The sequence below is a fragment of the Pseudoduganella aquatica genome, from assembly GCF_009857595.1.
Lineage (GTDB): Bacteria > Pseudomonadota > Gammaproteobacteria > Burkholderiales > Burkholderiaceae_D > Rugamonas > Rugamonas aquatica_A.
This window is the reverse complement of record NZ_WWCU01000019.1, coordinates 1-21865: the sequence shown is the minus strand read 5'-3', so window position 1 is coordinate 21865 and position 21865 is coordinate 1. Positions and strand designations below refer to the sequence as shown.

Sequence of the window (21865 nt, the reverse complement as noted above, 5' to 3'; positions counted from 1 at the left end):
GCTGGACGCGCTGCGCGGCAAGGCATACAGTCGCCGCATGAAAACCGACACGACGCTACGCCTGATACTCGGCGACCAGCTCAACCCAGAACACAGCTGGTTCCGCCACCACCATGCCGACGTGGTCTACGTCATGATGGAGGTGCGCCAGGAAACCGACTATGTGCTGCACCACGCGCAGAAGATCATCGCCATTTTCGCCGGCATGCGCGAGCTTGCGCGCCAGCTGCGCGCGCAAGGGCACCGGGTACACTATCTGAAGATCGGCGACGCGCGCAACCGCCAGTCGCTGCCGGCCAATCTGGACGACGCCATCGAGCAATTCGACGCCGCCGAATTCGAGTACCAGATGCCGGATGAATACCGCCTGGAGCAGCAGCTGGCGCGCTACACGCGCAACCTGCCCATCCCCAGCCGCATGGTGGACAGCGAACATTTCTATACGCGCCACGACGAAGCCGAACAGCTGTTTGAAGGCCGCAAGCACTGGCTGATGGAGCACTTCTACCGCGCCATGCGCGTGAAGCACGGCGTGCTGATGGACGCGGCCGGCAAGCCGCAAGGCGGCAAGTGGAACTACGATCACGACAACCGCAAGTCCTGGTCCGGCACGCCGCCGCAGCCGGATGATTTCCGCCCCTGCCACGACCACTCGGCGCTGTGGCTGGAAATCGTAGCGTCCGGCGCGCGCAGCTTCGGCGAGCCAAATGCAGAGCATTTTGCGTGGCCCCTGAACCGGCAGGAAGCCTTGCAGCAGCTGGATGGCTTTATCGAACACGCGCTGCCGCACTTCGGCGAATTCCAGGACGCGATGAGCAGCCGCGCATCACGCCTGTTCCATTCCCTGCTGTCCTTCGCGCTCAACACCAAGATGCTCAATCCGCGCGAGGTGGTGCGGGCGGTGGAGCAGGCGTGGCGCGAAGGCTGCGCGCCGCTGGCGTCCGCCGAGGGCTTTATCCGGCAGGTGCTGGGCTGGCGCGAGTATGTACGCGGCGTGTACTGGAGCCGCATGCCCGGCTACGGGCAAGAGAATGTGTTCGGCCACAGCCTGCCGCTGCCGCGCTGGTTCTGGGACGGCCAGACCGGCATGCGCTGCCTGGCCAGCGCCATCGGCGACTCCTTGCAGCATGCGCACGCGCACCACATCCACCGCCTGATGGTGATAGGGAATTTCGCGCTGCTGGCGGGGCTTGATCCGCAAGAGCTGCATGAGTGGTATCTGGGCGTGTATATCGACGCCTTCGAGTGGGTGGAAATGCCGAACACGCTGGGCATGAGCCAGTTTGCCGACGGCGGCCTGCTGGCCACCAAGCCCTACGTTTCCAGCGCGGCGTATATCGACCGCATGAGCGACTATTGCAAGGGCTGCCGCTACGACAGGAAGGCCCGCATCGGCGAGGATGCTTGCCCGTTCAACGCGCTGTACTGGGATTTTTTCTCCCGTAACGAGGCTACGCTGGCGGGCAATCCGCGCATCGGCATGGTGTATCCGCAATTACGGAAGATGGAGCCGTCCGCCGTGCAGGCGCTGCGCGCGCAGGCGGATGCGGTGCGCGCGCGGCTTGATACGCTATAGCTTGGCCATCGCCGGCGCGGCAGTCTGCGCCACCTGGAACACGGTGGTGCGGCGCGCCACCTCCAGGCCGTCGAGCAGCAGCACGCTTTGCACGGTGTACTGCCCCTGCTCCATGCCGCGCGGGATTTTATAGACGCCCACCGCACGGTACTGCCCCGCGCCGTCGATGCGTTCCACGCGGGCGATCTGCGGCTTGTCGGACGCCTTCTCGCCGTTGGCCTTCAACAACGTCATGCTCTGCACCACTTCCGGCACGCGTTGCGATTCGCCGTACAGCTTGATTTCGCCAACCACCCGTACCGGCTCGCCGCCGGCGCGCGCCACGCTGGAAGTGGAATAGACCTGGTAATCCTTCACGCGGATTTCATTGACCGGGACGGGAATGCCCTGGCGGCGCGCTTCGTTGTTGACGGTCTGCGCGTTGGCGATTTTCTCCGAGTACGAGGTCCAGCCGATGGCTGCGCCCATGGCCGCGCCTATCGCGGCGCCTTGCGCGCATTTCTTGCCCGCCAGGGCGGCCAGCGCGCAGCCGGCCACGGCGCCGATGGCCGCACCCGCTGCGGCGTTTTCAGCGGCGCTGCCAGTGCCGCCGGTGCTGCTACTGCCGCCGCGCTGGCCGGAACGGCCTGCATCCGGCGCGGCGCAGCCAGCCACCAGTGCGGCGATCAGGGTGAGGCCGAGTGTACGTTTCATGACGCCTCCTTGCTTAGTTGTGGCATTTATCGTTGATCCAGTCCGCGCCGCTGGCCACGCAGCGCAGCATGTCGCGGTTCAAGCGCTCGGCGCGCTGCTTCAGGCCCACGCATTCGCGGTTGCCCACGTCTATCATCGTTGCACAAATTTCCGCCTTGTCCATCGCGCCTTTGTAATTGCCCTGGCTGAGTTCGCGCTCGGCGTCGGCCAGGATCTTGCGCGCCTGCTGGGCTGCTTGCGGCACTTGCGGCGCCGTGCTCAGCACCTGGGGCGCCGGCGCCGCACGCGGTGGTTCGTTGCTCAGCGCGGGCGGCGCCTTCTGTTCCAGCACGGTCGATTCCAGCAGCTTGGACAGGGCTTCACGCAAGGCGTGGATACGGTCGGCCACTTCGCTGCGATTCAGCTTCTCGGCGGCCACCAGCTTGGCTTCCAGGCAGGCACTGTTGGATATTTTCAGGCAGCCGTCGGCGTCGTCCAGCAGGCGCTCGGCCTTCTTCAAGTCGATGCGTTTGTCCCAGTCACGGGTTTCGTCGTCGGCGCCCCATTTCTTCGTGAAGGCGGCCAGGCGGGCGTCCGCGCGTTCCACGGCGCCGGTTTGCAAAGCGCTTTCCAGTGCAGGCTTCAAGTCGGTCCAGGCCTTGGTGCGCTGGCGGTTTCGTTCGCAGTTGAGCGCGGCGCTGTGAATCGCGTCGTTGGCCTTTCTGATCTGCAAATCGCTGGCTTTGTCCGCGCGCATGGCGGTGACTTCGGCGCGCGCTGCATCCAGCTTGCATTCGCCTATCAGTGCGAGCACCTTGTCGGCATGCTTGTCGAGGATGTCGTCCTTGCTGGCCGGCTTGGCCAAATACCAGATCACGGCCAGGATCATGGCGACCAGCAGCCAGGTGCTCCAGCCTATCGGTTCGCGCAGCGGCGGCTTGCCTTGCTGGCCGCCGGTGGCGCGTCCGGGCGGCGCGCTGCCGGCGGTCTGCGCACCGCGCAGCTTGTCCAGCCGCGCCTTGGCCGCAGCGATCTGCTCCGGCGTCATGACGACAGGCTCCTCCGCCGCGGGCTTGGATGCGGGCGGCACCGTTTGCCTGAACTGCGGCTGCGAAGGCTGCGAAGGCGGTTCGGAAGGCTGCGCGTGCGCCGCAGACTGCTTGCCCACCGGCTGCGGACGGCCAGCCGGCGGCGCCGAGGCCGCAGGCTGCGCCGCCTGCGACGGCCTCGCGGACGCCGCCGCTGCGGCCGCTGATGCGGCGGCTTGCCGCGTGCCGCAGAACGGGCAGAACTTCACCTGGCGCGGAAAAACCCGGCCACAATCATTGTTGATGCATCGGTACGTCACTACGTCCACTACTCAGCCTTCCTTATTCCGGGTCCGGGATATCGTCATGCGGGTCCGGGATCGCGGCGCTCAGCAGCGGTGCGATGTCCGGCATCTCGCTGGCCAGCTTCCACTGGTCCACGCGCGGCACCCATAGCATATTCCAGACCTTGGTGTTGCCGTCCACCTCGCCCGCCGTGATGCGCTGGGCCAGTTCATGCAGCCCGTATGGTCCCTGCTGCGTCTTGTTGACGAACACCTTGTACAGCACGCCGCCCGCAGCCGCAGGCGGCGCGGCGACAGCAGCGGCAACAGCGGCAGCAGGAGCCGCTGCGCCGCCCGCCGCAACGGCGGTCGCTGCGGAAGCATCGCCAAACACGCGCGCCGCAGCCGCGTCGCTGGCCAGCATTTCGGGCTTGAGCACGCGCTTGTCCACCGCATGCTGCACCTCCCAGCTGTACGCGTCCGTGGACGATCCGGCCACCGGCTCGCTCCATGCCGCCAGCGCCTCCAGCGCGCGCTCCACCGTCGGCGCCGCGCCCGGCGCCAAGCCAGCCTGCATGGCCTGCGCGCGCTTAACCCATTCATCGTGCAGACGCTTCGCCGTGATATTCGGCAGCGACGGCGACGGCAGCTCCGCGCCCGTCTCGTCCACTTCCAGCTTGGGCTGATACACGCGGTGCTGGTAGTGGCGCATCAGCGCCGCCAGCAGCACGAACTGGTTCGCCCCCATGCGCGCCAGGCGCTGCTGCACCGAACCGATCACCTGGTCGCGGTAATACGCGGGCAAGCCATTCGAACGGATGGCGAACTCATTCCCGATCTGCAGCCACTCGCCGGAACCCTGCTCCACTTCAAACAGATACTGTCCGCGCGGCTGGAACAGCGCCTCGCGGTCCGCCAGGTCGGCCTTGCGCTTGACCACGCCCAGCGCAATCGCCTGCAGGAACCACTCGTAATCGTCCGCTAGCCGGTTCAGCTCATCCATAGACGGCGCGATGGGATGGCGGAAGCGCGTGGAGTCGAAGTGCAAATGGGTCGGAATCTTCGGATTCTCGATCTGGTAGGACGTGCGCCAGGTCGGCAAGCCGCGCAGCACCGTCATCGGAATGCCGGACAGCTCGATATAGCACACCGCCCGCCCGGCAACGCCGGTATTGACGATGCTGACCAGGTCGCCGTGGAAGAAGCCGGTCGGCACCGCCGCCTTGATCTCCGCCTCCAGCTTGCGCCACGCGTTCACGTCGCCCACGCCGATAAAGCACTTGAACTGGTCCGCGTTCGGCGTGAACTCCGCCGAGAAGCGCGCGTTCACCCACGGCATGGCGCTGCGTATCCATTCGTTGAACGTGAGCTGGCGCTCCTGCGGCGACATCGCCATCAGGCGTTCCAGCAGCGGATCGGGCGGCGCTTCGCCGTCGTCCAGATGCTCGCTGCTCAGCTGCGTCTGCGCGCGGCGGAACAGTTTGAGCAGCAGGGCCGAGCGCAGCTGCTCGTCGCCCAGTTGCGGGAACAGGCGCGCCGATCCGCCGAACTCCAGCAGCACTTCCTCGCTCCACACGCTGATGTCGCCGCTCAGCTTGACCGCCTCAGGCACCGTGTCGCTGGCCAGCTTCATATAGGTCGCGTGTTCATGCTGCGCATCCGCGCGCAGCTGCGCAATGCGCTGGTCCACCACGCCCAGCATGGCCTCCACGCAGCGGCGCCCTTCCTGCAGCTCGCCTGCAATGCCGCTCCATACCGCCTGCCCCTGCTCGTCCACCGACTGCGTATCGCCCAGCCAGGTGGACATGGAGTTCAGCAGCTCCACCGACTGCCCGGCCGCCACGGCCAGCATGTGGAAGCGCAGATAGTCCGCAATGTCGCGCTTCAGGTGCGCCATCACTTCGCGCGACTGCGCCTCGCTGCCGAACATCTTGGCGGCGGCCTGCGACAGGTTGTTCAGCGATTCCTCCACCTGGCGCGTGCGCAGCGCGTCGCGGATGTCGCGGTAGCGCTTGCCGTTGCGTTCCATGTGCACCAGGTCACGCTGCGAAATGCGCGCCTTGATCTGCTCCAGCAGCGACAGCACGAATTCCAGCCCACCCTGCTTGCGGTCGTCCAGCAGCGCGTAAAGCTGCTCGCGCGCGCGGCCCTTCAGCCTTTGCAGCAGTTCGGCCGTGTGGCGCTTCAGGCGGTCCTCGCTGGTCTCGGCGGTAGCGCCGGCTTCGCGGATGGCGTCGCGCTCCAGGTGCGGCAGCAGCTCGGCCACTTTCTCGCGCCACTGCTTCAGCTCATAGTCGCCCATGATGCGGTCGATCTCGAGCTGGACCTTGCTTTCCACGCGCTCCAGCAAGGAGCGCTCGTCCTTGTCCATCAGCAGCTGGTCGGTGAGCGCGTATTCCTGGAACGGCGTCACGTCCACCGTGCCCTTTTTGAAATCAGGGAATTCGTCGAAGGGATGCTCGGCCATCGCCATCTGCTCGCGCATGAAGATGTCGCGCTCCTGGTCGCCGGCGCGGCGCGCCTTGGTGCCGTCGCTGCCGAGCAGACCGAAAAAGGCTTTCACCATCAGGCCCGCCAGCTCGTAGGCGCGGATGTCTTCGCGCAGGCTTTGCTGCGTATCCAGCACCGCCTGGCCGAAAGCCGAGTACACCTTGGAGTAGGACAGCCGCATGTCGCCGAAGCGCTGCTCCGGCACGCGCGGATTGAATGGTCCCAGCTTGTGCTGCTGCTGGTTCACCGCCACCGAGCGTTTGCGGTTGGCGAAATCCGCCGAGGCGAAGTCCTCGAACAGCGAATCGGCCACCATCTGGTAGACGTCCTTCACATCCTGCGTGGCCTTGTTGGCCAGGTTGGCGGTGTCGACGAAATAGACGTCGTCGAACGGCGCGCCACGGCCGGTCAGGCTGTCCGGGTCCGCCCAGCGCACTTGCGCGTTCATGTCGCGCATGGCGGTTTCCAGCTCCATCAGGGTGGCGTAGGCGTTGGCTTCGGTGCGCTCCTTGTTAGCCTTGGCGTAACCGGACGGCATGAACATCACCAGGTCCACCTGGCTGTCCGCCACTTCCTGGCGCGCAATGGCCTTGGCGATCCAGCCCAGGTCCATGGCGGTGCCCGCGCCGGTGCCCCCGGCGTTGGAGCCGATGACCACGATGCGGAACTTGGACGTGTCCACTTGCAGGCCGAGGCGCTGGTAGTTTTCCTTGCGCTCGTTGCCCGCGTTACTGCTCAGAAAATTCAAGGCGCCCTTGATGCGGCCGCGCAGCTTGGGGTATTTGTCGTACAGGTAAAGCCGCGCCACGGCGCGGATCTGGCCCGCGCCCTTGGACGGATCGATGCCCAGCGAGCGCAGTTTTTTCGGGCGCAGCGGCATCCAGTTTTCTATCAGTGGGAAACGCGCCAGGCTGTCGTCGGACTCGTGGTACTGCTGCAGGTCTATCGACTCGACCAGGCGTTCCTCGTCGCTCAGCTTCACCAGCTCGTACCACGGGTCGGTGCGCTGCGACTTGCCTTCGTCGATGACAGCGCCGCTGTCGAGGTCCACGTGCAGGAAGCGCGCCACCGGGAACTGGCCTATGGCTTCCACCCGCGTGGGATGGCGGCGGTTCCAGACCGCCGACAGGATGCGGCGGCGGATGCGCATCATCACTTCCATGCCCGTGCCGCCCGCGCCGATAAACAGCGTGGGGCGCAGGTCGACCTTGAGTTCGGCTTTTTTGCCGCTGCCGTTGTTCTGGAAATCTGCCATGATCGCTCTCCTGGGCTTTTATTGAATTAACGGCGGCCCGTCAGCATCGCGCCGACCAGCGCAGCGATGCCAAAGACAAGCAAGGTGCCGGTAATGGCCACGGTAAGGAATTTGCCGGCGTTCAGGATGGCCAGCACGGCGGCGGCGCTCAGGAAGGACAGGCCGAAGAACATCAGCCAGCCCGCCGTGTCGGCCGACGACGGCGCCACGCGGCGGCGCACCAGGTGATTGGCGTAGGCGTTGCGCGCAAAGAAGAACACGATCAGCAGCACCAGGAAGACGGCGCCGCCTATCGCCAGGTCGCGCGTGGAGGTATCGGTGGCGGGCGCGCCCTGCACCGGCGCCACTTCGATAGGCGCGCCGCCGGGCGGCACGCTGGACAGCGCCGGCTCGCTCGACGGCTTGGCGCTCTGGTCCTGGCTGCCGGGCACCTTGAAGCCCGGGTCGGTATTGGCCTGCGCCAGCTGGATGTCGTTTTCTTTTTGCATTCTTGGTGATCCTTGATATGGGCGGAAATATGAGCTGGATATTAACGGCCGAGACGCACTTGCGCGCCTTCGCGCAGGTCCGTCAGTGTGCTGCCAAATAAGGTGGTGTTAAGCACGGCGACTTTGTTGCCGGCCTTGTCGAACAGGGGCTGGCTGTTGCCGGCCTTGACGTGTAGCGTGCGCAGTTCGCCTTCGACGGTGACCTGCACTTTGCGCGGACGCGCGGCTGCAACGGCCAGCGCGGCGGCGCCCAGCAGCAGTGCCGCCACGCCGCCCAGCAGCGCCAGCAAGGGCGCCAAGCCGAACTGCATGCGCACTTCCAGCGGCAGCACGGCGCGCGAGCCTTGCACCTGGCTGGGCGGCGTGAAGATGTCGGGCAGCGGGTCGCCAGGGAACAGCGCGGCCATGCGATCGCGGAAAGCTTGCGAGAGTTCCAGTTTTTGTTCGCTCAGTTGCACTTCGATCGCGCCCGGCAGCACTGCGGCGGAGCCGGCGGCCTGCACGGCTTCCAGCGACCATTTGCCGGGCAGGTTGGCCACCGGCAGCTGCATGCTGGACGCCAGCGGCAGCGATTTGCCGGGCGCCAGGCCCTGCACACTGTCCGCGCCCAGCGCAATCGGCTTCTCGGCGCCGGCCAGTACCGAACGCGCCGCCAGGCGGGCGCTGGTGATGGTGTAGGGATAAATCGTGTTCTCCAGCCGCCACTGGATGCGCGCGGCGGGCGGGCCGCCAGCAGCGTGCGCAGCGGTAGACGCGGCCGCGGCCGGATCTCCGGCGGATGGCGCGGCGCCGGATGCGGCGGCAGCGGCGTCAATGTCGGCGCGCAAAGTGCCGTTGGGCTGCGTGGAAAACGCCACGCCGGGCACGTTCTCCACCTTCACAGGCAGCAGGCGCACGGTGTCCTGGTCGAGCGGCTTGAGGCGCGCAGGCGGCTCGGTGATCACCTTCTGCAGACGGCCCGAACGCAGCAGCGCATCCAGCTCGCGCTTGCCTTCGTCCTGGATCGCAAAGACGTAAATCATCATCCCGTTGGCGCTGTAGCGGCCATGCACCGGCATGTGCAGCGGAAAGGCCAAGGCCTTCTTGATGCTGCCGCCGTGATGGATCAGCTCATAGAATTCGCGGTTGCGCTGCGCCGTGGCCTGGTCGTTGTTCGGGCTGTTCTTGTTGTTGGTGAACAGCCAGATCAGCCCCGGCTTGCCGCCCAGCGCCGACGTGATGGAGGTGCTGACCGCCTCGCCCAGATCGGTATCCGCCAGCGCGCTGCTGCCCGGCTTCCTGGCCGCAGCCAGCGGCGCAAGCGCGGCTGCTACTGCGGCGCGCTGCGGCTTGTCGTCCACCTTCGCCGCCAGCAGCGCTTTCGGCGACGGTGCACCCGGCAGGCTTTGATTGAAGGCCGCCAGCACCAGCGCATCGCCCGGCTGCACGGCGGCCAGCACCACCTCCGTCACCAGCGCCTTGTATTGCGAGGCCGGGTCCGTATAAAACGGCTCCATCCAGCCCGAGTTCTGCACCAGGAAGACGTGCGACACCGGCGCAGCCAGCGCCGCGACCGGCGCACCCAGCGCGCAAGCCAGCGCCAGCGCGGATGGCCGCATCAGCGCCCGCATCATGGCAGCGCTTTCAAATGCCAGCCGCGAATCTCGTTCCAGCCCGGATGGTGCAGCCACAGGCAGTTGTCATACACGAACGGCTGGCAATCCGCCGGATGCGACAAGCGCACCGCCTCATCCAGAATGACATTGCGCTGCCCCACCCACTCGATCAGCGTGCGCTGTATGACCGCGCCGCCCAGCGCATCCTCCGCCATGGCGGGCGGACGCTCCATGCGCAGCACCAGCCCGGTCGGCTGGCTGCGCGTGCTGCTCACATTCTCCAGCAGCGGCAGCACCAGCGCCTCGTTGCGGGTCTGGTCCTCCACGTCCTCCACGTCCCACGGCTCGTTCTTGACCTGGTGGCCACGGCGGAACAGCAGCGTGCCAAAGCCCAGCCGCGCGCCATCGAGTTCGCGCTGCTGAGCCTGCGCCACGCCCAGTTCACTGAACGAATAAGCCTGGCCGTCATGCCCGATCTGCCACAAGCGCCCGTCCCGGCTGCGCGCCGGCCCGCCGAACTGCAAGCGCGGCGTCCACCCCGCAGGCCAGGGCAGCCACTGAGGCGCGCTGCCCGGACGCCAGACGAGATGCCCCTGCGCGTGCAGCCACATCAGCTTCCCGTCATAACTCAAAGGACGCGACCACCCGCCGGCCGGCACAGCGCCATCGGCATCCGGATCCGGAATAACATCAGCCTCGGTGGAGAAAACCGTAGGGCGGGTTAGCGCAGCGTAACCCGCCAGCTCCGCCGCAATCTCCAGCGTCTCCCCATCCGCCCCCTGCGCATCCGCAGTCCACAAGCGCACACCGCCTGCCGCCGCGATCAGGCAAGCGATCCGCCGCCCCACCATACCCGGCGCGCTGGCCAGCCTGGCCGACAGCACCACCTCGGTATGAAAACTCTCGCTGACCGGATTAATCAGCAGCCGCACCAGACCCTGCCCCGACGGCACCAGCCCCACCTCCCCGCGCCGCGCCTCCGCGTGCGCCGGCAGCCACGCATACGCCGACGCGCTGAACGACAAATCGGCCAGGTGATCCTCGCACGTCATCACATGCCAGCGCATGGCGGCCGGATCCCAGTACTGCAGCACATTGCGCGTGTAAGCCAGCGCCAGCAAGCGCTGCGCCGCAAAGCCGAAATCGGCCGCCGCAAACACGCACACCGCGTTCGGCGGCGCCGGGATCTTCAATTCCGCCTGCCCCACCTGCGGTTCCGGCGGACGCGTCTCCAGGCTGGCCGCCAGCGGCAGCGCCGTCAGCGGCAAACCATGCGGCGCATGGCGCGGCAGCGGCGCCTCATTCACCGGCAGCGGCGCGCTGCTCGGTCCCCACCACGCAGGCAGACGCTGCGCCGCCGCACACACGCGCAGCGCAGCGCCGCACTCTGGGCAGTAAGCAAAACCTTCGGGATAAATGGCCGCGTGCGCGCAGCCCGCAGGCAGCGACGCGCCCAATAGCTGCGCCACGTCCGGCAAGCGCGTGCGCGCTTGCGCCTGCCACTCGATGCGGCTCAAACCCTGGCTGGACGCCAGCTCAAATTGCCCACTTTCATCGTCCTCCAGCCAGACGCTGTCGGAAGTCTCCCACCTGTATGCCATGTATATGCTCGAATATGCTCGGATAGATTCCCGCCTGCGGAACCTGGGCTCCGCCTGGGCGAGCTCAAGTTGTCCTTTGCATCATAACGCAGCGCCCAGCGGTTCGGGCAAGCCGCCATAAAAAAATACGCCCCATTTTTGCGGGGCGTATTGCGCTGGATCGCGGTTGTTGGCCGAACTTTCCCTCTTCGGCTATTTGTAGATGCCGACACCTATCAGCACATCGCCGAATTTCTCGACATAAGTGGACTTGTCTTCCATGTTCTTGCTGATGGAGTTGGGCCATTTGTAGGAAACCCAGCCTTTGCCCGCCGGGCTGTTCGCCACCTTTAGGAACTCCTTGATCGGGAACACGCCGCCGGCGTTCAGCTCCATCAGGTTCTTGTTGACCATCTTGGCGTTCTGGCCGTGCGCCAGCGCCACGCCCTGCTGCTCGCCCGTCATGCCGAACATGAAGACATACAGGTCGCCCTTGATGAATTCGCCCTTGGGATCGTTAAAGGCGGCAATCGCCTTGTCGCGGCCATTCTTGTCCATAAAGGCGCCGGCTTTCTTGACCATGGCCACCGCCTCGTCGGCCGTGCCACGGTGGGTGGCGTCCTGCGCGCGGGCGGCGCCGCCCAGGGACAAGGCCAGTACGGCCGCGAATACAACCTGGAATGCATGTTTCATCATCTGTCGTCTCCTGTGGATTTTGTCGGTGCGGACAGTTCGTTGCTGCCCGTCACATCCAACATAACACATGCCGTACAGCAACCCTACGACTTCCGCAAGCCGGTTGCGCAAACCCGACGCTTGGGTCTGATTTACATCAAATCGCGCGTTTGGCAGCGGCATAAGCTGGACTCCGGGGTCTTCCCACGCTGCTTCCGAAAGGACTGCCATGCCTGCTCATACCATCATCCGCGATGGCTCGCCGTACTGGTGGGCCAGCACCGACATCTGGGTCGTGCCCGGAACAGACCCGAACGGTGCGCCCGGCACGCCGGTCGCCGGCCAGCCTGCCTACCTGTGGGCGCACGCCGCCAATCTCGGCAACACCCAGGCCAACGGCACCCGCATCGACTTTTACTGGGCCGATCCCAGCGCCCAGGTGATCGTCGGCAATGCCACCGCCATCGGCTCGGCCTTTGCCGACCTGGCGCCGGAGCCGGACCCGAACAATCCGGTGGGCCAGGACGTGCTGTGCCTGGTGCCGTGGGTGCCGGTCATTGTGAACGGCGGCCACGAATGCCTGCTGGCCGTCGCGCACGTGCCGGGCGACACCGGCCCCATCCCCGACCCGCTGCCCAACGGCTATGTGTTCGACCCGCCCGCGCACGACCAGATCGCGCAGCGCAACATCACGGTGCTGATGGCCGGCATGCTGCAAGCGGCCATGGTGATCAGCGTGCGCGCGCTGCCCCGGCAGGACAAGGAAGCCTTCATCAGCGTGGAATACGGCGGCGAGCTGGACGAGCGGCAGATCGCGCTGCTGGGCCTGCGCGGCCTGCAGCTGCGGCCTGCGCCGCAGCGGGCCGTGCAGGTGGAGCTGAGTCTGCAGCCGCTGTGCGGCGGCAAGGACCGCCATCCGCACGGCCATGAGGATGCCGAGGCGCAGGGCAACGAGCCCGGCGCCGCAGAGGATGACATGGGTGCGGCCAACGGCGGCGCCGGGCCGGACGCGGACTACGGCGGCAAGCACGGCCTGCGCGTGCGCCTGCCGCGCGGCACGGCCACCGCCGTGTACGCCGCCTTCAGCGCGGACGGACTGCGGCCCGGCCAGTACCAGCTGGTGCACATTATCGAACGCAGCCAGGGCAAGGTGGCCGGCGGCGTCAGCTACGTTGTAGTCCAGCTGCAAGGAGACAAAAAATGAGCGCCACCCCACTCCAGGTGCTCACGCGCCCGTTCGCCATCGAGCCCGTGACCAGCATCATGCTGCCGGACGGCATATTCGACAACGCCATCTACGGCCTGCGCATTGCCGCCCACATCACCAATCTGTCCTCCAGCGCGCTGACCAACGTCACCGTCTGGCTTGAGAGCGTGGGCGACCCCGGCATTGCGCCGGTGGCGCGCACCCACTACTTCGCCACCATCCCCGCCGGCGCCGCCATGCTGGTGATGTGGGACGCAAACTTCCAGCACGCCAGCCCCGGCAAGCCGCTGGTCAGCATCCTGGCGCGCGCCGACGGCTTTACCCCGCGCCGCTCCATCCAGCAGATCTTCGTCTCCGAAACCCGCTTCGACGCCACCAGCAACAGCTACACCTGCACGGTGCAGGAAGGCACGCTCACGGTCTCCAACTTGAAAGGCCACCTGCCCGGCAAGCGCTGGGGCCAGACCGGGCCGGACGGCAAGGAATGCGTCTGCCCGCCGGGCGGCGGCCCCATCGTGCCCACCGGCCTGACTATGGCCTGGGCGCCGAATCCCGCCTTCCCCGGCCTGCACGGCGAGCTGCCTTTTGCCGACCCGTGGTGGAAGATACTCGCCATTATCATCGCCATCATCGCCGCCCTGGTGGCCATCATCGCGGCGGCGCTGGGCGCGGGCAAGGCCAGCTTCAATGTGGGCGGCAGCGTGGAGGAAACCGACCCCAGCGTCACCTGCTGCTCGCTGGAGGGCGCCAGCTCGGGCGAGCCGGAATACACAGTGGCGGGAGTGGCCTCGGCCATCGCCTCGGTGGCCATTGCCGTGGCCTGCTCGGACGCGGCCGACCCGTTCTGGCGCGGCCAGGAAGCCACCCCGCCCGCCGCCGGCGAACTGACCGTGGGCGAGCGCGTGGTGGCCGAGTGGACCATGCTGGAAGCGCCCAACGCCGGCGTGCCCTACGCCACCGACGTCAGCTGGACCTACCAGCGCATCACCACCGGCGCCACCTACAGCCACAGCGTGACGGAGACGCAAACCAACATCCACACCGCCGGCCCGGTGGACGTGGAAGCGCCGCCGCAGGTGCAGGCCTTCAGTCCCTTGTGGGTGCGCGCGAAATTCCACCGCGAGGACGGCAGCCTGTTCCACGGCACCGACCTGTATTCCTTCGCCATCTTCCAGGCGCCGCAGGGATTGAACTTCGTGATACCGCTTACCGACGACGGCCTGGGCTTCGACACCGGCGCCAACGACGGCGTGTACGCGGCCAGCCTGAGCCTGGAGCTGGCCTACCGGCTGCTGCTCAAGTACGGCCAGACGGTGTATGGCAGATGGCGCATCTTCCTGTTCGCGCAGGACGTGAACCTGACCAAGCCGGGCACGCCGCCGGAGATCGCCGCCCAGCACATCGGCGGCTTCTTCGTGGCGAGCGCGGTCGAGATCACGTTTGACGACACGCTGCCCTGCCCGCTGAAGGCACAAGCCAGCATCATGGTGGTGTGAGGAGGATTACTCGGCGACGATCTTCTTGGGCGGCGGCGGCGGCGCAAACGCCACCGTTTCGCTCTCCGGCGCGGAGTCCAGCGCGTCCGAGTACTCCAGCCAGCGCTGCAGCACTTCCATGCGGCGGATCACGATGCCCTTGTTGCTGATATAGCCCACCTGCTCGAAGTTCTCCGGCTTGCTGACCATCTTGTTGGTGGTCGGCAGGTTGTCCAGCAGGCGCTCGAAGCACTTGCGCGCCTTCTGCTCCCACTTCGCCAGCGATGGTTCCGAAAAGCGGTTACTCTCGTAATAAATGGTCAGGGTGCGGTCATGGTTGCCGAAGCCCACGACGGCCGCCCCTTTGCGCACCAGTTGCAGCACGTCTTCCTTGATGGCCGTGGTCGGCACGAACAGCGCCGCCCGTCCATCGCCGTCATCAGGCCGTTCCAGCGGTAAATCCATTCCCTTCACTGAGCTCATCGCTGCCTCCAACCTGTAATGTGACGCCGAATCTGTAAAGTTGCCGTCCGGCTATATTGCAATGATTCTACGCCGCTCCCTTGCGCTGTACAAGGAATATGCAGGGCATATAATGCTCAAGCTTCCAATAAGTATTACTTCTGATTAAAAAATGACACAGTCGGCTCCCCTCCCCCCGTCCGCGCCCCACGGCGCCCTCCCCGCAGACGCCATCGCCACGGCGGCGGTCAACGTGCGCGACCTGCTGGCCGGAGCCATCGAATACGCGCCGCCGCAGCGCGCGCTGGTGGTGTACGACCGGCGCTGCGCGCTGAATGAGGCGCTGACGGAAGCCTACCGCCGCTCGCTGCCGGACGGCCGCTTCATCGACTTCGACACTGTGGCGCCGGAAGACGTGCTGGCCGCGTTCGCCGAGCTGGGCCAGCACGACCTGGTGGTGCTGATACAGTCCACCAGCTTCCGCCTGGAAGCGTTCCGCATCCGCATCGAACTGTTCAAGCGCGGCCTGAAAGTGATCGAGCACGTGCACCTGTCGCGCATGCCCGGCGAACAGGGGCTGCACTACATCGCCTCGCTGGCTTACGACCCGGCCTACTACCGCGGCGTGGGCCGTGCCCTGCAAGCGCGCATCAACGCGGCGCCGTCCGCCGTGGTGGACAGCGGCGCCGGCGCGCTGCTGCGCTTCGACTCGCCGCTGGAAGCGGCCAAGCTCAACATCGGCGACTACAGCGGCATGAACAACGTGGGCGGCCAGTTCCCCATCGGCGAAGTGTTCACCGAAGCGCAGGACCTGGAAGCGGTGAACGGCCGCGTGCGCGTGTTCGTGTTCGGCGACACCTCCTTCCACGTCAACCACCCGGCCCAGCCCATCACCATGATCGTGGAAAACGGCCGCGTCACCGGCGCTATCGACTCCACGCCCGAGTTCGACAACATGCTGGAGATCATCCGCGCCCACGAAGGCGAAGTATGGCTGCGCGAACTCGGCTTCGGCATGAACCGCGCCTTCTCGCGCGAGCGGCTTGTGAGCGACATCGGCACCTACGAGCGCATGTGCGGCATCCACCTGTCGCTGGGCGCCAAGCACGGCCAGTACCAGAAACCGCAATTCAAGCGCAAGGACGCACGCTACCATGTGGACGTGTTCGCCGTGACCGAAGCGGTCTGGCTGGGTGAGGAAAGGGTGTATCAGGATGGGGCCTGGCGGGTGTAAGCCTACACGGCTTCTATCTAGAATGTCGCCTTCAGCTATGGTCCGCCCTTCCCATAGTTGAAGCCTGGTATTTTTATTTAAGAAAAAATCGTGGATATAAGATTCTTTCCAAAAAAACAACAATCCAATACTACAGACACTGATCATTGGCCCCCAAAAGGCAAAATATGGAGCAAATGATCCAACCAAAAGTGCCTGAAAAAAATCAGCCCCTCCGCGCAGACCAGTCAGATAAATATACATAAAAGCCATTAACGAACTGACATAAGGAGTGACGGCAGCCATTACCAATCTATTTTCAAATCGCCACTTTCTATTGCAAATCCAAAAAATCCATATCAGTAAGATCGAAAATATTAAATATCCAGTCACCATAGGCGTGATCTCTTTAGATAAACGGCGGCTCATACCCTTCCAGTTAAATGCCTTAATTATGAAAGGCGAGGAGGACAGTGGGTTCAACAGGCGGTCCAAACTGCGTCCAAGCCATCCAGGAGTAATTCAACGCTACACTACCAAACGCCGGCTCAACAATTTGAAAGGTGTGTTGCATTGACGGATTGAATCCGCAGATGCGTGTGGTACATACCGACATTCTTGCCACCGTTCGGACACTCGAGTGGCGGCACCTTGCCCATGTCCTTGGTATTGCCCTCCTCTGGGTTGGTGTATGAATATTTCCCGCTAGGCATTTGATAGACCCGTCCACCCCACTCGTTGCCGGACTTCGCCGTCAGCGGGAAAATGTCCGTTATTGCCGCGACTGTAGCCAAGTTCGCGGTCCGGTAAGGATCGTCTGGCGCCAAGCCCAAGAAATCGGAGTAAGCGACCGGGTTTCCACCGACATAGGCGTAGGTATTGATCCCTCCTGCAAGCCCGATGGGATCGCTTTGGATATATCGTCCCAAGCGCAGCATCGTAATACCGGTTCCAGTTGTACCAATCCTGTTTCGTTATCGATGTACTGCCCAGGGAACCCGCCATTCAATCCCCCCACGGTGTCAACGACCACCTTGCGGTCAAACGCCGCGTTTTCCGCGCGCCACACGACTGCGCCGGCGGTATTGCTCAGCACTTCGGGCCGGCCAAGGTGGTCATTATGGCTGGCGTAGAACTGACCACTCCGCACGATTCCCTGCAATTCGCCCCCTAATCGGATCGTAGCCAAAGCTGCGCGACTTGCCGCCGCTCCAGGAGGATTTTACGCATTATTTCCACGCAACAATCCAACCTATTAACACTAAAGAAAAAACGACGCCGCAAAATATCCAATACCCAATTTTCTCTCCTCGAGACATTTCATCATATTGTTCATTTCTAGTTTTCGTGAACCCATCTCTAAGCAATTGCCGCATAGATTTTTTCATTATTTTCCATATGTAATTGGCGAGACGCTTGCCCCTACAGACCCGACACCGTATTCAATCGAATATGCCCCACCTATCGCGTGCGATACACCGCCACCCACTCCAATGAAAGGATTGCCTGCAGGCACGAAAATAGTGGCTTGATTTCCCGCACCGTTTAAGAAGGAGTCAGTTTTGGCTCCATCCACTCCGGATCCAACGATGCTGCCCGCCACGATGCACGCCCCGGGCTTTGAAACTGGTGCAGGATATCCTCTGAATAGACTGCCTTGCATGTAGACGTTTCCATTATGAAGGTTTACTGCTGCTCCGACGGATACAATATAGATGTTTCCGGACGCAGCGATATAGTCCGGACCACGGACTGCTCCAGAGAGCGCATCTGTTGTAGCTATCCAAAGCTGTCGTACTGGGTTTTGGTTGGATCGTATCGAAAAATCGTACGAAGAGTCATCTAACCCACTCGCATCAACACGACTTATCGGATTTCCTGCGACATATGCATAGGTATTAACTCCTCCGGCGATCCCGATCGGATCGCTTTGCAGGTAGCGTCCAAGCGCAGCATCGTAATACCGATTCCAGTTGTACCACAACCCAGTTTCGGCATCCACATACTGCCCAGGGAAACCCACATTCAAGCCACCAACGGTATCCACCACTACCTTGCGGTCAAACGCCGCGTTTTCCGCGCGCCACACGACAGCGCCTGCGGTATTGCTCAGCACTTCGGGCCTGCCAAGGTGGTCATTATGGCTGGCATAGAACTGGCCACTCCGCACGATTCCCAGCAATTCGCCCCCTATCCAGACGTAGCTGGTTGGCGTGGTGCCGGTTTCCGTCAACAGCTCTCCTTGTGGTCCATACACGTAGGCAGTACCCACGCCGATGTTTTTGTAAGCGCGCTGGTTGTAAATGTTGGAGCGGTAGTCGCCGACCTGCACACCGCTGATGGTGACGGCGCTCATCCGATTGAACAGGTCGTAGTCGTAGGTACGATTGCCATCGGTGCGCGTCTCGGTGCGGACGTTGCCGATCGCGTCATAGCCAAAGCTGCGCGACTTGCCGCCGCCGCTCCAGGAGGCGAGCCTGTTGCTTTGCGTGTCGGGCGTAAATGTATAGGCCGTGCCTTGGCGACTCTGGCTGGTACGGTTCCCCGCGCTATCCCAACGGCATCAGACATATCTGATAGCGCCAAAGCAACGCAATTAACCCACGTAACACGTCGTTACTAAGAGAGCGCACGTCAACTCAATGAAAAGCCCACGTCCCACGCGACGAACATCTTTTATGGACGAAATAACCTTGAGCCTTTGAAAAAAACGATCCTCATCACGCGTCGAATAAAACGTAGTCAACTCTATTTTCAACAGCATCGGGCCTCCGTACCACGCTGACTATTACAGGTGATCAACCGGCCGTAGCGTGTTAGCTGGGTGAAAAGACTCAAATTTCGTTCCTGGCTTCCCCTCCCATAGATCAAGTTGGGTAACTTTTCGCCGAATGACATTACACCGCCATACGCCTTTCGTACGTGTAGGGGCTCCGCTAAGCGCAGCAGTAGCAGCAATTGGGCCATTAACCACTGCCTCGAACCCTGTTTTCGTTCTGATTAAATCGACTTGGCGAATAGTATTTTCGCCCCAAACGTACCCCCCACCACTCAACCAGAACAATCCCCCGTACGTGAAGTAGCTGCGCAACACAGGAATATGCTTAACTTCACCTAAAGTCATAGCAGCAGTTATAGGCGCAAACTCCAAAGTTGCTTTCCACAGTTGCGAGGTATCAGAGTCAGCCAAGTCCTCCCATGCTCGAATAGACAATACATTTCGCGTGCCTACACCTATCTGGTGCCCCACATTGGCCTGCCCATAAGGCGGCTCATCAAAACGCTTGGTAACAATTGAAGCCTTTGCAATCAAAAGGCACGTTATTGGCACTTTGGGCGTGGGTTGTTCCTCAACAGCACCAGCGTGGACACGAATCGAGCAGGCGGTGACAAGTATAACGAGAACCATCATCCGGGCTCTGCAACTTATAGATGAAGATGAAAGCAACATTATTTTGCACATTTGCAGAGCTTACTGCGCATGGCCTGGAATCTTTCCCAACTTGCCTCGGCATTCTTGGCGGCGTAAGGATAGATTACATCGTGATATGCTTCCTGCCACGTAAAATGTCCGACCTCGTGATAATAGGTTTCCAGGACTTTGAATTGCATTCTCGCGTCCAGTGGTTTGAGAAACATTTTATTTAGGTGTATATAACCGTCAAAACCTTCTTCCCGCCCTAGAATTTGAGCTTGCCCGTACCATCCCATTCCGGAGTAGTCGACTTTTGGCGAACCTTTACCAAAATTCATATTAGGGAGACGCTCTCTTGCAGTCTTCTCTGCAGCATCAATATCACATTGTTCCAGCCCCGTCGGATCAATACGGCTCAATGAATTCCCCTCAACATATGCATAGGTATTGATACCGCCCGCAAGGCCGATCGGATCGCTTTGGATATAGCGTCCAAGCGCGGCATCGTAGTACCGGTTCCAGTTGTACCACAGCCCAGTTTCGTTATCGATATACTGGCCAGGGAAGCCGACATTCAATCCCCCTACAGTATCGACAACCACCTTGCGGTCAAACGCCGCGTTTTCCGCACGCCACACCACAGCGCCTGCGGTATTGCTCAGCACTTCGGGCCGGCCAAGGTGGTCATTATGGCTGGCATAGAACTGGCCACTCCGCACGATTCCCAGCAACTCACCACCTATCCAGACGTAGCTGGTTGGCGTGGCGCCGGTTTCGGTCAATAGCTCTCCTTGCGGTCCATACACGTAGGCGGTACCCACGCCGATGTTTTTGTAAGCGCGCTGGTTGTAAATGTTGGAGCGGTAGTCGCCGACCTGCACACCGCTGATGGTGACGGCGCTCATCCGGTTGAACAGGTCGTAGTCGTAGGTACGATTGCCATCGGTGCGCGTCTCGGTGCGGACGTTGCCGATCGCGTCATAGCCAAAGCTGCGCGACTTGCCGCCGCCGCTCCAGGAGGCGAGCCTGTTGCTTTGCGTGTCGGGCGTAAATGTATAGGCCGTGCCTTGGCGACTCTGGCTGGTACGGTTCCCCGCGCTATCCCAATTAAAACTTTGCGCGTCGCTGCTGCGGGTTACAGAGTTGATGCGGTCCGCAGCGTCATAGCCGAAGCCGGACGTCATGGCGCTGTACACGCCATCAGTGAGGCTGTTGATCAGGTCTGCATTGTTATAGCCCAGCGTGACGTTGTGTACGCCGCTGCTGCTCATCTGCGCAATGCGGCCATCCGTGTCGAGCGTCACTAGGCGCGGCAAGCCGTTGCCGAAGCGCCAGGCATAGCGCTGCAAATTCGCCGGCTGGTACAGGAAGTTGGTAGCCAGCGTGGCCGACGCGCCGCCGACGTTGCTGGTGATGCCGGAAACGCGGCTATAGCTGTCGTAGGCATATGCCAAGGAACGTGCACCGTGCCAGCGCTCGCTTCGTGGCTGGACGCCCCGTCTTCGGCCGGGTTGGCTTCCTATGCTTCGCTCCGGCAGCGACTCCAATTCTACCCCGCACTCGGGACTCAAGATTAAGGGCCTCGCACGAACCACAGCACTACCAGCGCAATCAAAACGAGCAGGCCGACTGTTCCGAGGACATAGCCGATACGGAAGATAAGAGGCTCCTGTCGCCAAACCTCTCTGAACGAATCTCGATAACCCGGCTTGAATAAGCGCAATGGGTTCAGGCTACCGAGAAGGTCTTTGAGAATCTGGATGACGGTGACAAAGAGGTCCATCTTTATTGCACCATCGCCAAGCCCCATTGCAGGCAAGTTGTAGAGCCGCCCTGGCCCGGCGACGACATTACTGGGCCAGTCGTCGGCAGCGTAGCGGCACCAGTCGGGTTGGACGCAGAGCACTGGAGCGGCGGCTGCGGAATATGGGTGACGCTCACCAAGCAGACCGACTGAACCTTAGGACCCCAGGCATCGTAGGCATTACGCGTTCTTGAACTGAAATTCTGAATCGCACCATTTCGCATCTGATTGCCAATCCAAATCTGTCCGTTGATGTCGCCAGTCCCTCGATACATCGTCCCCTGAGGCATCCCTTTCTGCAGCCCTCCTGGGTCCACATTGCTAACGGGGTTGCCTTCGACATATGCATAGGTATTTATCCCGCCCGCAAATCCGATCAGATCACTTTGCAGGTAGCGTCCAAGCGCAGCATCGTAATACCGATTCCAGTTATACCACAACCCAGTTTCGTTATCGATATACTGTCCAGGGAAGCCGACATTCAATCCTCCTACCGTATCGACAACCACCTTGCGGTCGAACGCCGCGTTTTCCGCGCGCCACACGACAGCGCCTGCGGTATTGCTCAGCACTTCGGGCCTGCCAAGGTGGTCATTATGGCTGGCATAGAACTGGCCACTCCGCACGATTCCCAGCAATTCGCCCC

The 21865-nt window shown here is 62.8% G+C and carries 18 protein-coding genes and 1 pseudogene; 4 read left to right on the top strand and 15 right to left on the bottom strand.

The genetic code is table 11. From position 1 onward, the window contains the following. Positions 1 to 37 precede the first annotated feature (37 nt). Complete coding sequence (locus GTP77_RS16995; RefSeq protein WP_161073337.1) at positions 38 to 1576, top strand: cryptochrome/photolyase family protein; 1539 nt, start codon at positions 38 to 40, stop codon at positions 1574 to 1576. On the opposite strand, the gene GTP77_RS16990 is transcribed toward GTP77_RS16995, so the two are convergent. The 7 genes from GTP77_RS16990 to GTP77_RS16960 form a co-directional block, all read right to left on the bottom strand. Continuing rightward, on the bottom strand, positions 1571 to 2269 hold the full coding sequence (locus GTP77_RS16990; protein WP_161073336.1) for a hypothetical protein: 699 nt from the start codon (positions 2267 to 2269) through the stop codon (positions 1571 to 1573). The genes GTP77_RS16995 and GTP77_RS16990 overlap by 6 nt on opposite strands. A gap of 13 nt (positions 2270 to 2282) precedes the next feature. Next, positions 2283 to 3545: a hypothetical protein gene (locus GTP77_RS16985; RefSeq protein WP_161073335.1), complete on the bottom strand. Its 1263-nt coding sequence runs from the start codon at positions 3543 to 3545 to the stop codon at positions 2283 to 2285. Positions 3546 to 3618: 73 nt separating this feature from the next. After that, positions 3619 to 7305 (bottom strand): tubulin-like doman-containing protein, encoded by a 3687-nt coding sequence (locus tag GTP77_RS16980; protein ID WP_161073334.1) that lies wholly within the window; start codon positions 7303 to 7305, stop codon positions 3619 to 3621. Positions 7306 to 7331: 26 nt separating this feature from the next. Beyond that, the gene (locus tag GTP77_RS16975) at positions 7332 to 7793 is read right to left on the bottom strand and encodes a hypothetical protein (RefSeq protein WP_161073333.1); all 462 of its coding nucleotides are present in this window, start codon (positions 7791 to 7793) and stop codon (positions 7332 to 7334) included. A gap of 41 nt (positions 7794 to 7834) precedes the next feature. Continuing rightward, positions 7835 to 9406, bottom strand: a complete 1572-nt coding sequence (locus tag GTP77_RS16970) for a hypothetical protein (RefSeq protein WP_229202241.1) — start codon at positions 9404 to 9406, stop codon at positions 7835 to 7837. Then, positions 9403 to 10989: a hypothetical protein gene (locus GTP77_RS16965; protein ID WP_161073332.1), complete on the bottom strand. Its 1587-nt coding sequence runs from the start codon at positions 10987 to 10989 to the stop codon at positions 9403 to 9405. Before GTP77_RS16965 ends, GTP77_RS16970 begins: the two co-directional genes overlap by 4 nt. Positions 10990 to 11181: 192 nt before the next feature. Further along, positions 11182 to 11664: a cache domain-containing protein gene (locus tag GTP77_RS16960; protein ID WP_308807748.1), complete on the bottom strand. Its 483-nt coding sequence runs from the start codon at positions 11662 to 11664 to the stop codon at positions 11182 to 11184. Between the two features lie 208 nt (positions 11665 to 11872). Here GTP77_RS16960 and GTP77_RS16955 point away from each other — a divergent pair, with 208 nt between their 5' ends. Together GTP77_RS16955 and GTP77_RS16950 are read left to right on the top strand one after the other, a co-directional pair. Beyond that, positions 11873 to 12847, top strand: coding sequence for a hypothetical protein (locus tag GTP77_RS16955; RefSeq protein WP_161073331.1), 975 nt, complete (start codon positions 11873 to 11875; stop codon positions 12845 to 12847). Then, positions 12844 to 14346 (top strand): choice-of-anchor X domain-containing protein, encoded by a 1503-nt coding sequence (locus GTP77_RS16950; protein WP_161073330.1) that lies wholly within the window; start codon positions 12844 to 12846, stop codon positions 14344 to 14346. The genes GTP77_RS16955 and GTP77_RS16950 overlap by 4 nt, the downstream gene beginning before the upstream one ends. 6 nt (positions 14347 to 14352) lie before the next feature. Here the strand turns inward: GTP77_RS16950 and GTP77_RS16945 are convergent, their stop codons facing one another. Beyond that, the gene (locus GTP77_RS16945) at positions 14353 to 14790 is read right to left on the bottom strand and encodes a hypothetical protein (protein ID WP_229202240.1); all 438 of its coding nucleotides are present in this window, start codon (positions 14788 to 14790) and stop codon (positions 14353 to 14355) included. 169 nt (positions 14791 to 14959) lie between these two features. Here GTP77_RS16945 and GTP77_RS16940 point away from each other — a divergent pair, with 169 nt between their 5' ends. Further along, on the top strand, positions 14960 to 16021 hold the full coding sequence (locus tag GTP77_RS16940) for a M29 family metallopeptidase (RefSeq protein WP_161073328.1): 1062 nt from the start codon (positions 14960 to 14962) through the stop codon (positions 16019 to 16021). Between the two features lie 527 nt (positions 16022 to 16548). On the opposite strand, the gene GTP77_RS30650 is transcribed toward GTP77_RS16940, so the two are convergent. The 7 genes and pseudogenes from GTP77_RS30650 to GTP77_RS16905 all read right to left on the bottom strand — a co-directional run. Next, positions 16549 to 16938 (bottom strand): RHS repeat-associated core domain-containing protein, encoded by a 390-nt coding sequence (locus GTP77_RS30650; RefSeq protein ID WP_229202239.1) that lies wholly within the window; start codon positions 16936 to 16938, stop codon positions 16549 to 16551. Positions 16939 to 17054: 116 nt separating this feature from the next. Continuing rightward, positions 17055 to 17150: pseudogene (locus GTP77_RS31245) on the bottom strand (RHS domain-containing protein); the annotation flags it as partial. Between the two features lie 237 nt (positions 17151 to 17387). Further along, complete coding sequence (locus GTP77_RS16925; protein ID WP_161073327.1) at positions 17388 to 18356, bottom strand: RHS repeat-associated core domain-containing protein; 969 nt, start codon at positions 18354 to 18356, stop codon at positions 17388 to 17390. 432 nt (positions 18357 to 18788) lie between these two features. Beyond that, positions 18789 to 19412 (bottom strand): hypothetical protein, encoded by a 624-nt coding sequence (locus tag GTP77_RS16920; RefSeq protein WP_161073326.1) that lies wholly within the window; start codon positions 19410 to 19412, stop codon positions 18789 to 18791. A gap of 38 nt (positions 19413 to 19450) precedes the next feature. After that, positions 19451 to 20869, bottom strand: coding sequence for an RHS repeat-associated core domain-containing protein (locus tag GTP77_RS16915; protein WP_161073325.1), 1419 nt, complete (start codon positions 20867 to 20869; stop codon positions 19451 to 19453). Positions 20870 to 20988: 119 nt separating this feature from the next. Continuing rightward, a complete protein-coding gene (locus tag GTP77_RS16910; RefSeq protein ID WP_161073324.1) occupies positions 20989 to 21198 on the bottom strand; it encodes a hypothetical protein in 210 nt (69 codons plus the stop codon). A gap of 2 nt (positions 21199 to 21200) precedes the next feature. Beyond that, the coding region (locus tag GTP77_RS16905; RefSeq protein ID WP_229202238.1) for an RHS repeat-associated core domain-containing protein at positions 21201 to 21865 on the bottom strand (665 nt) is incomplete at its 5' end.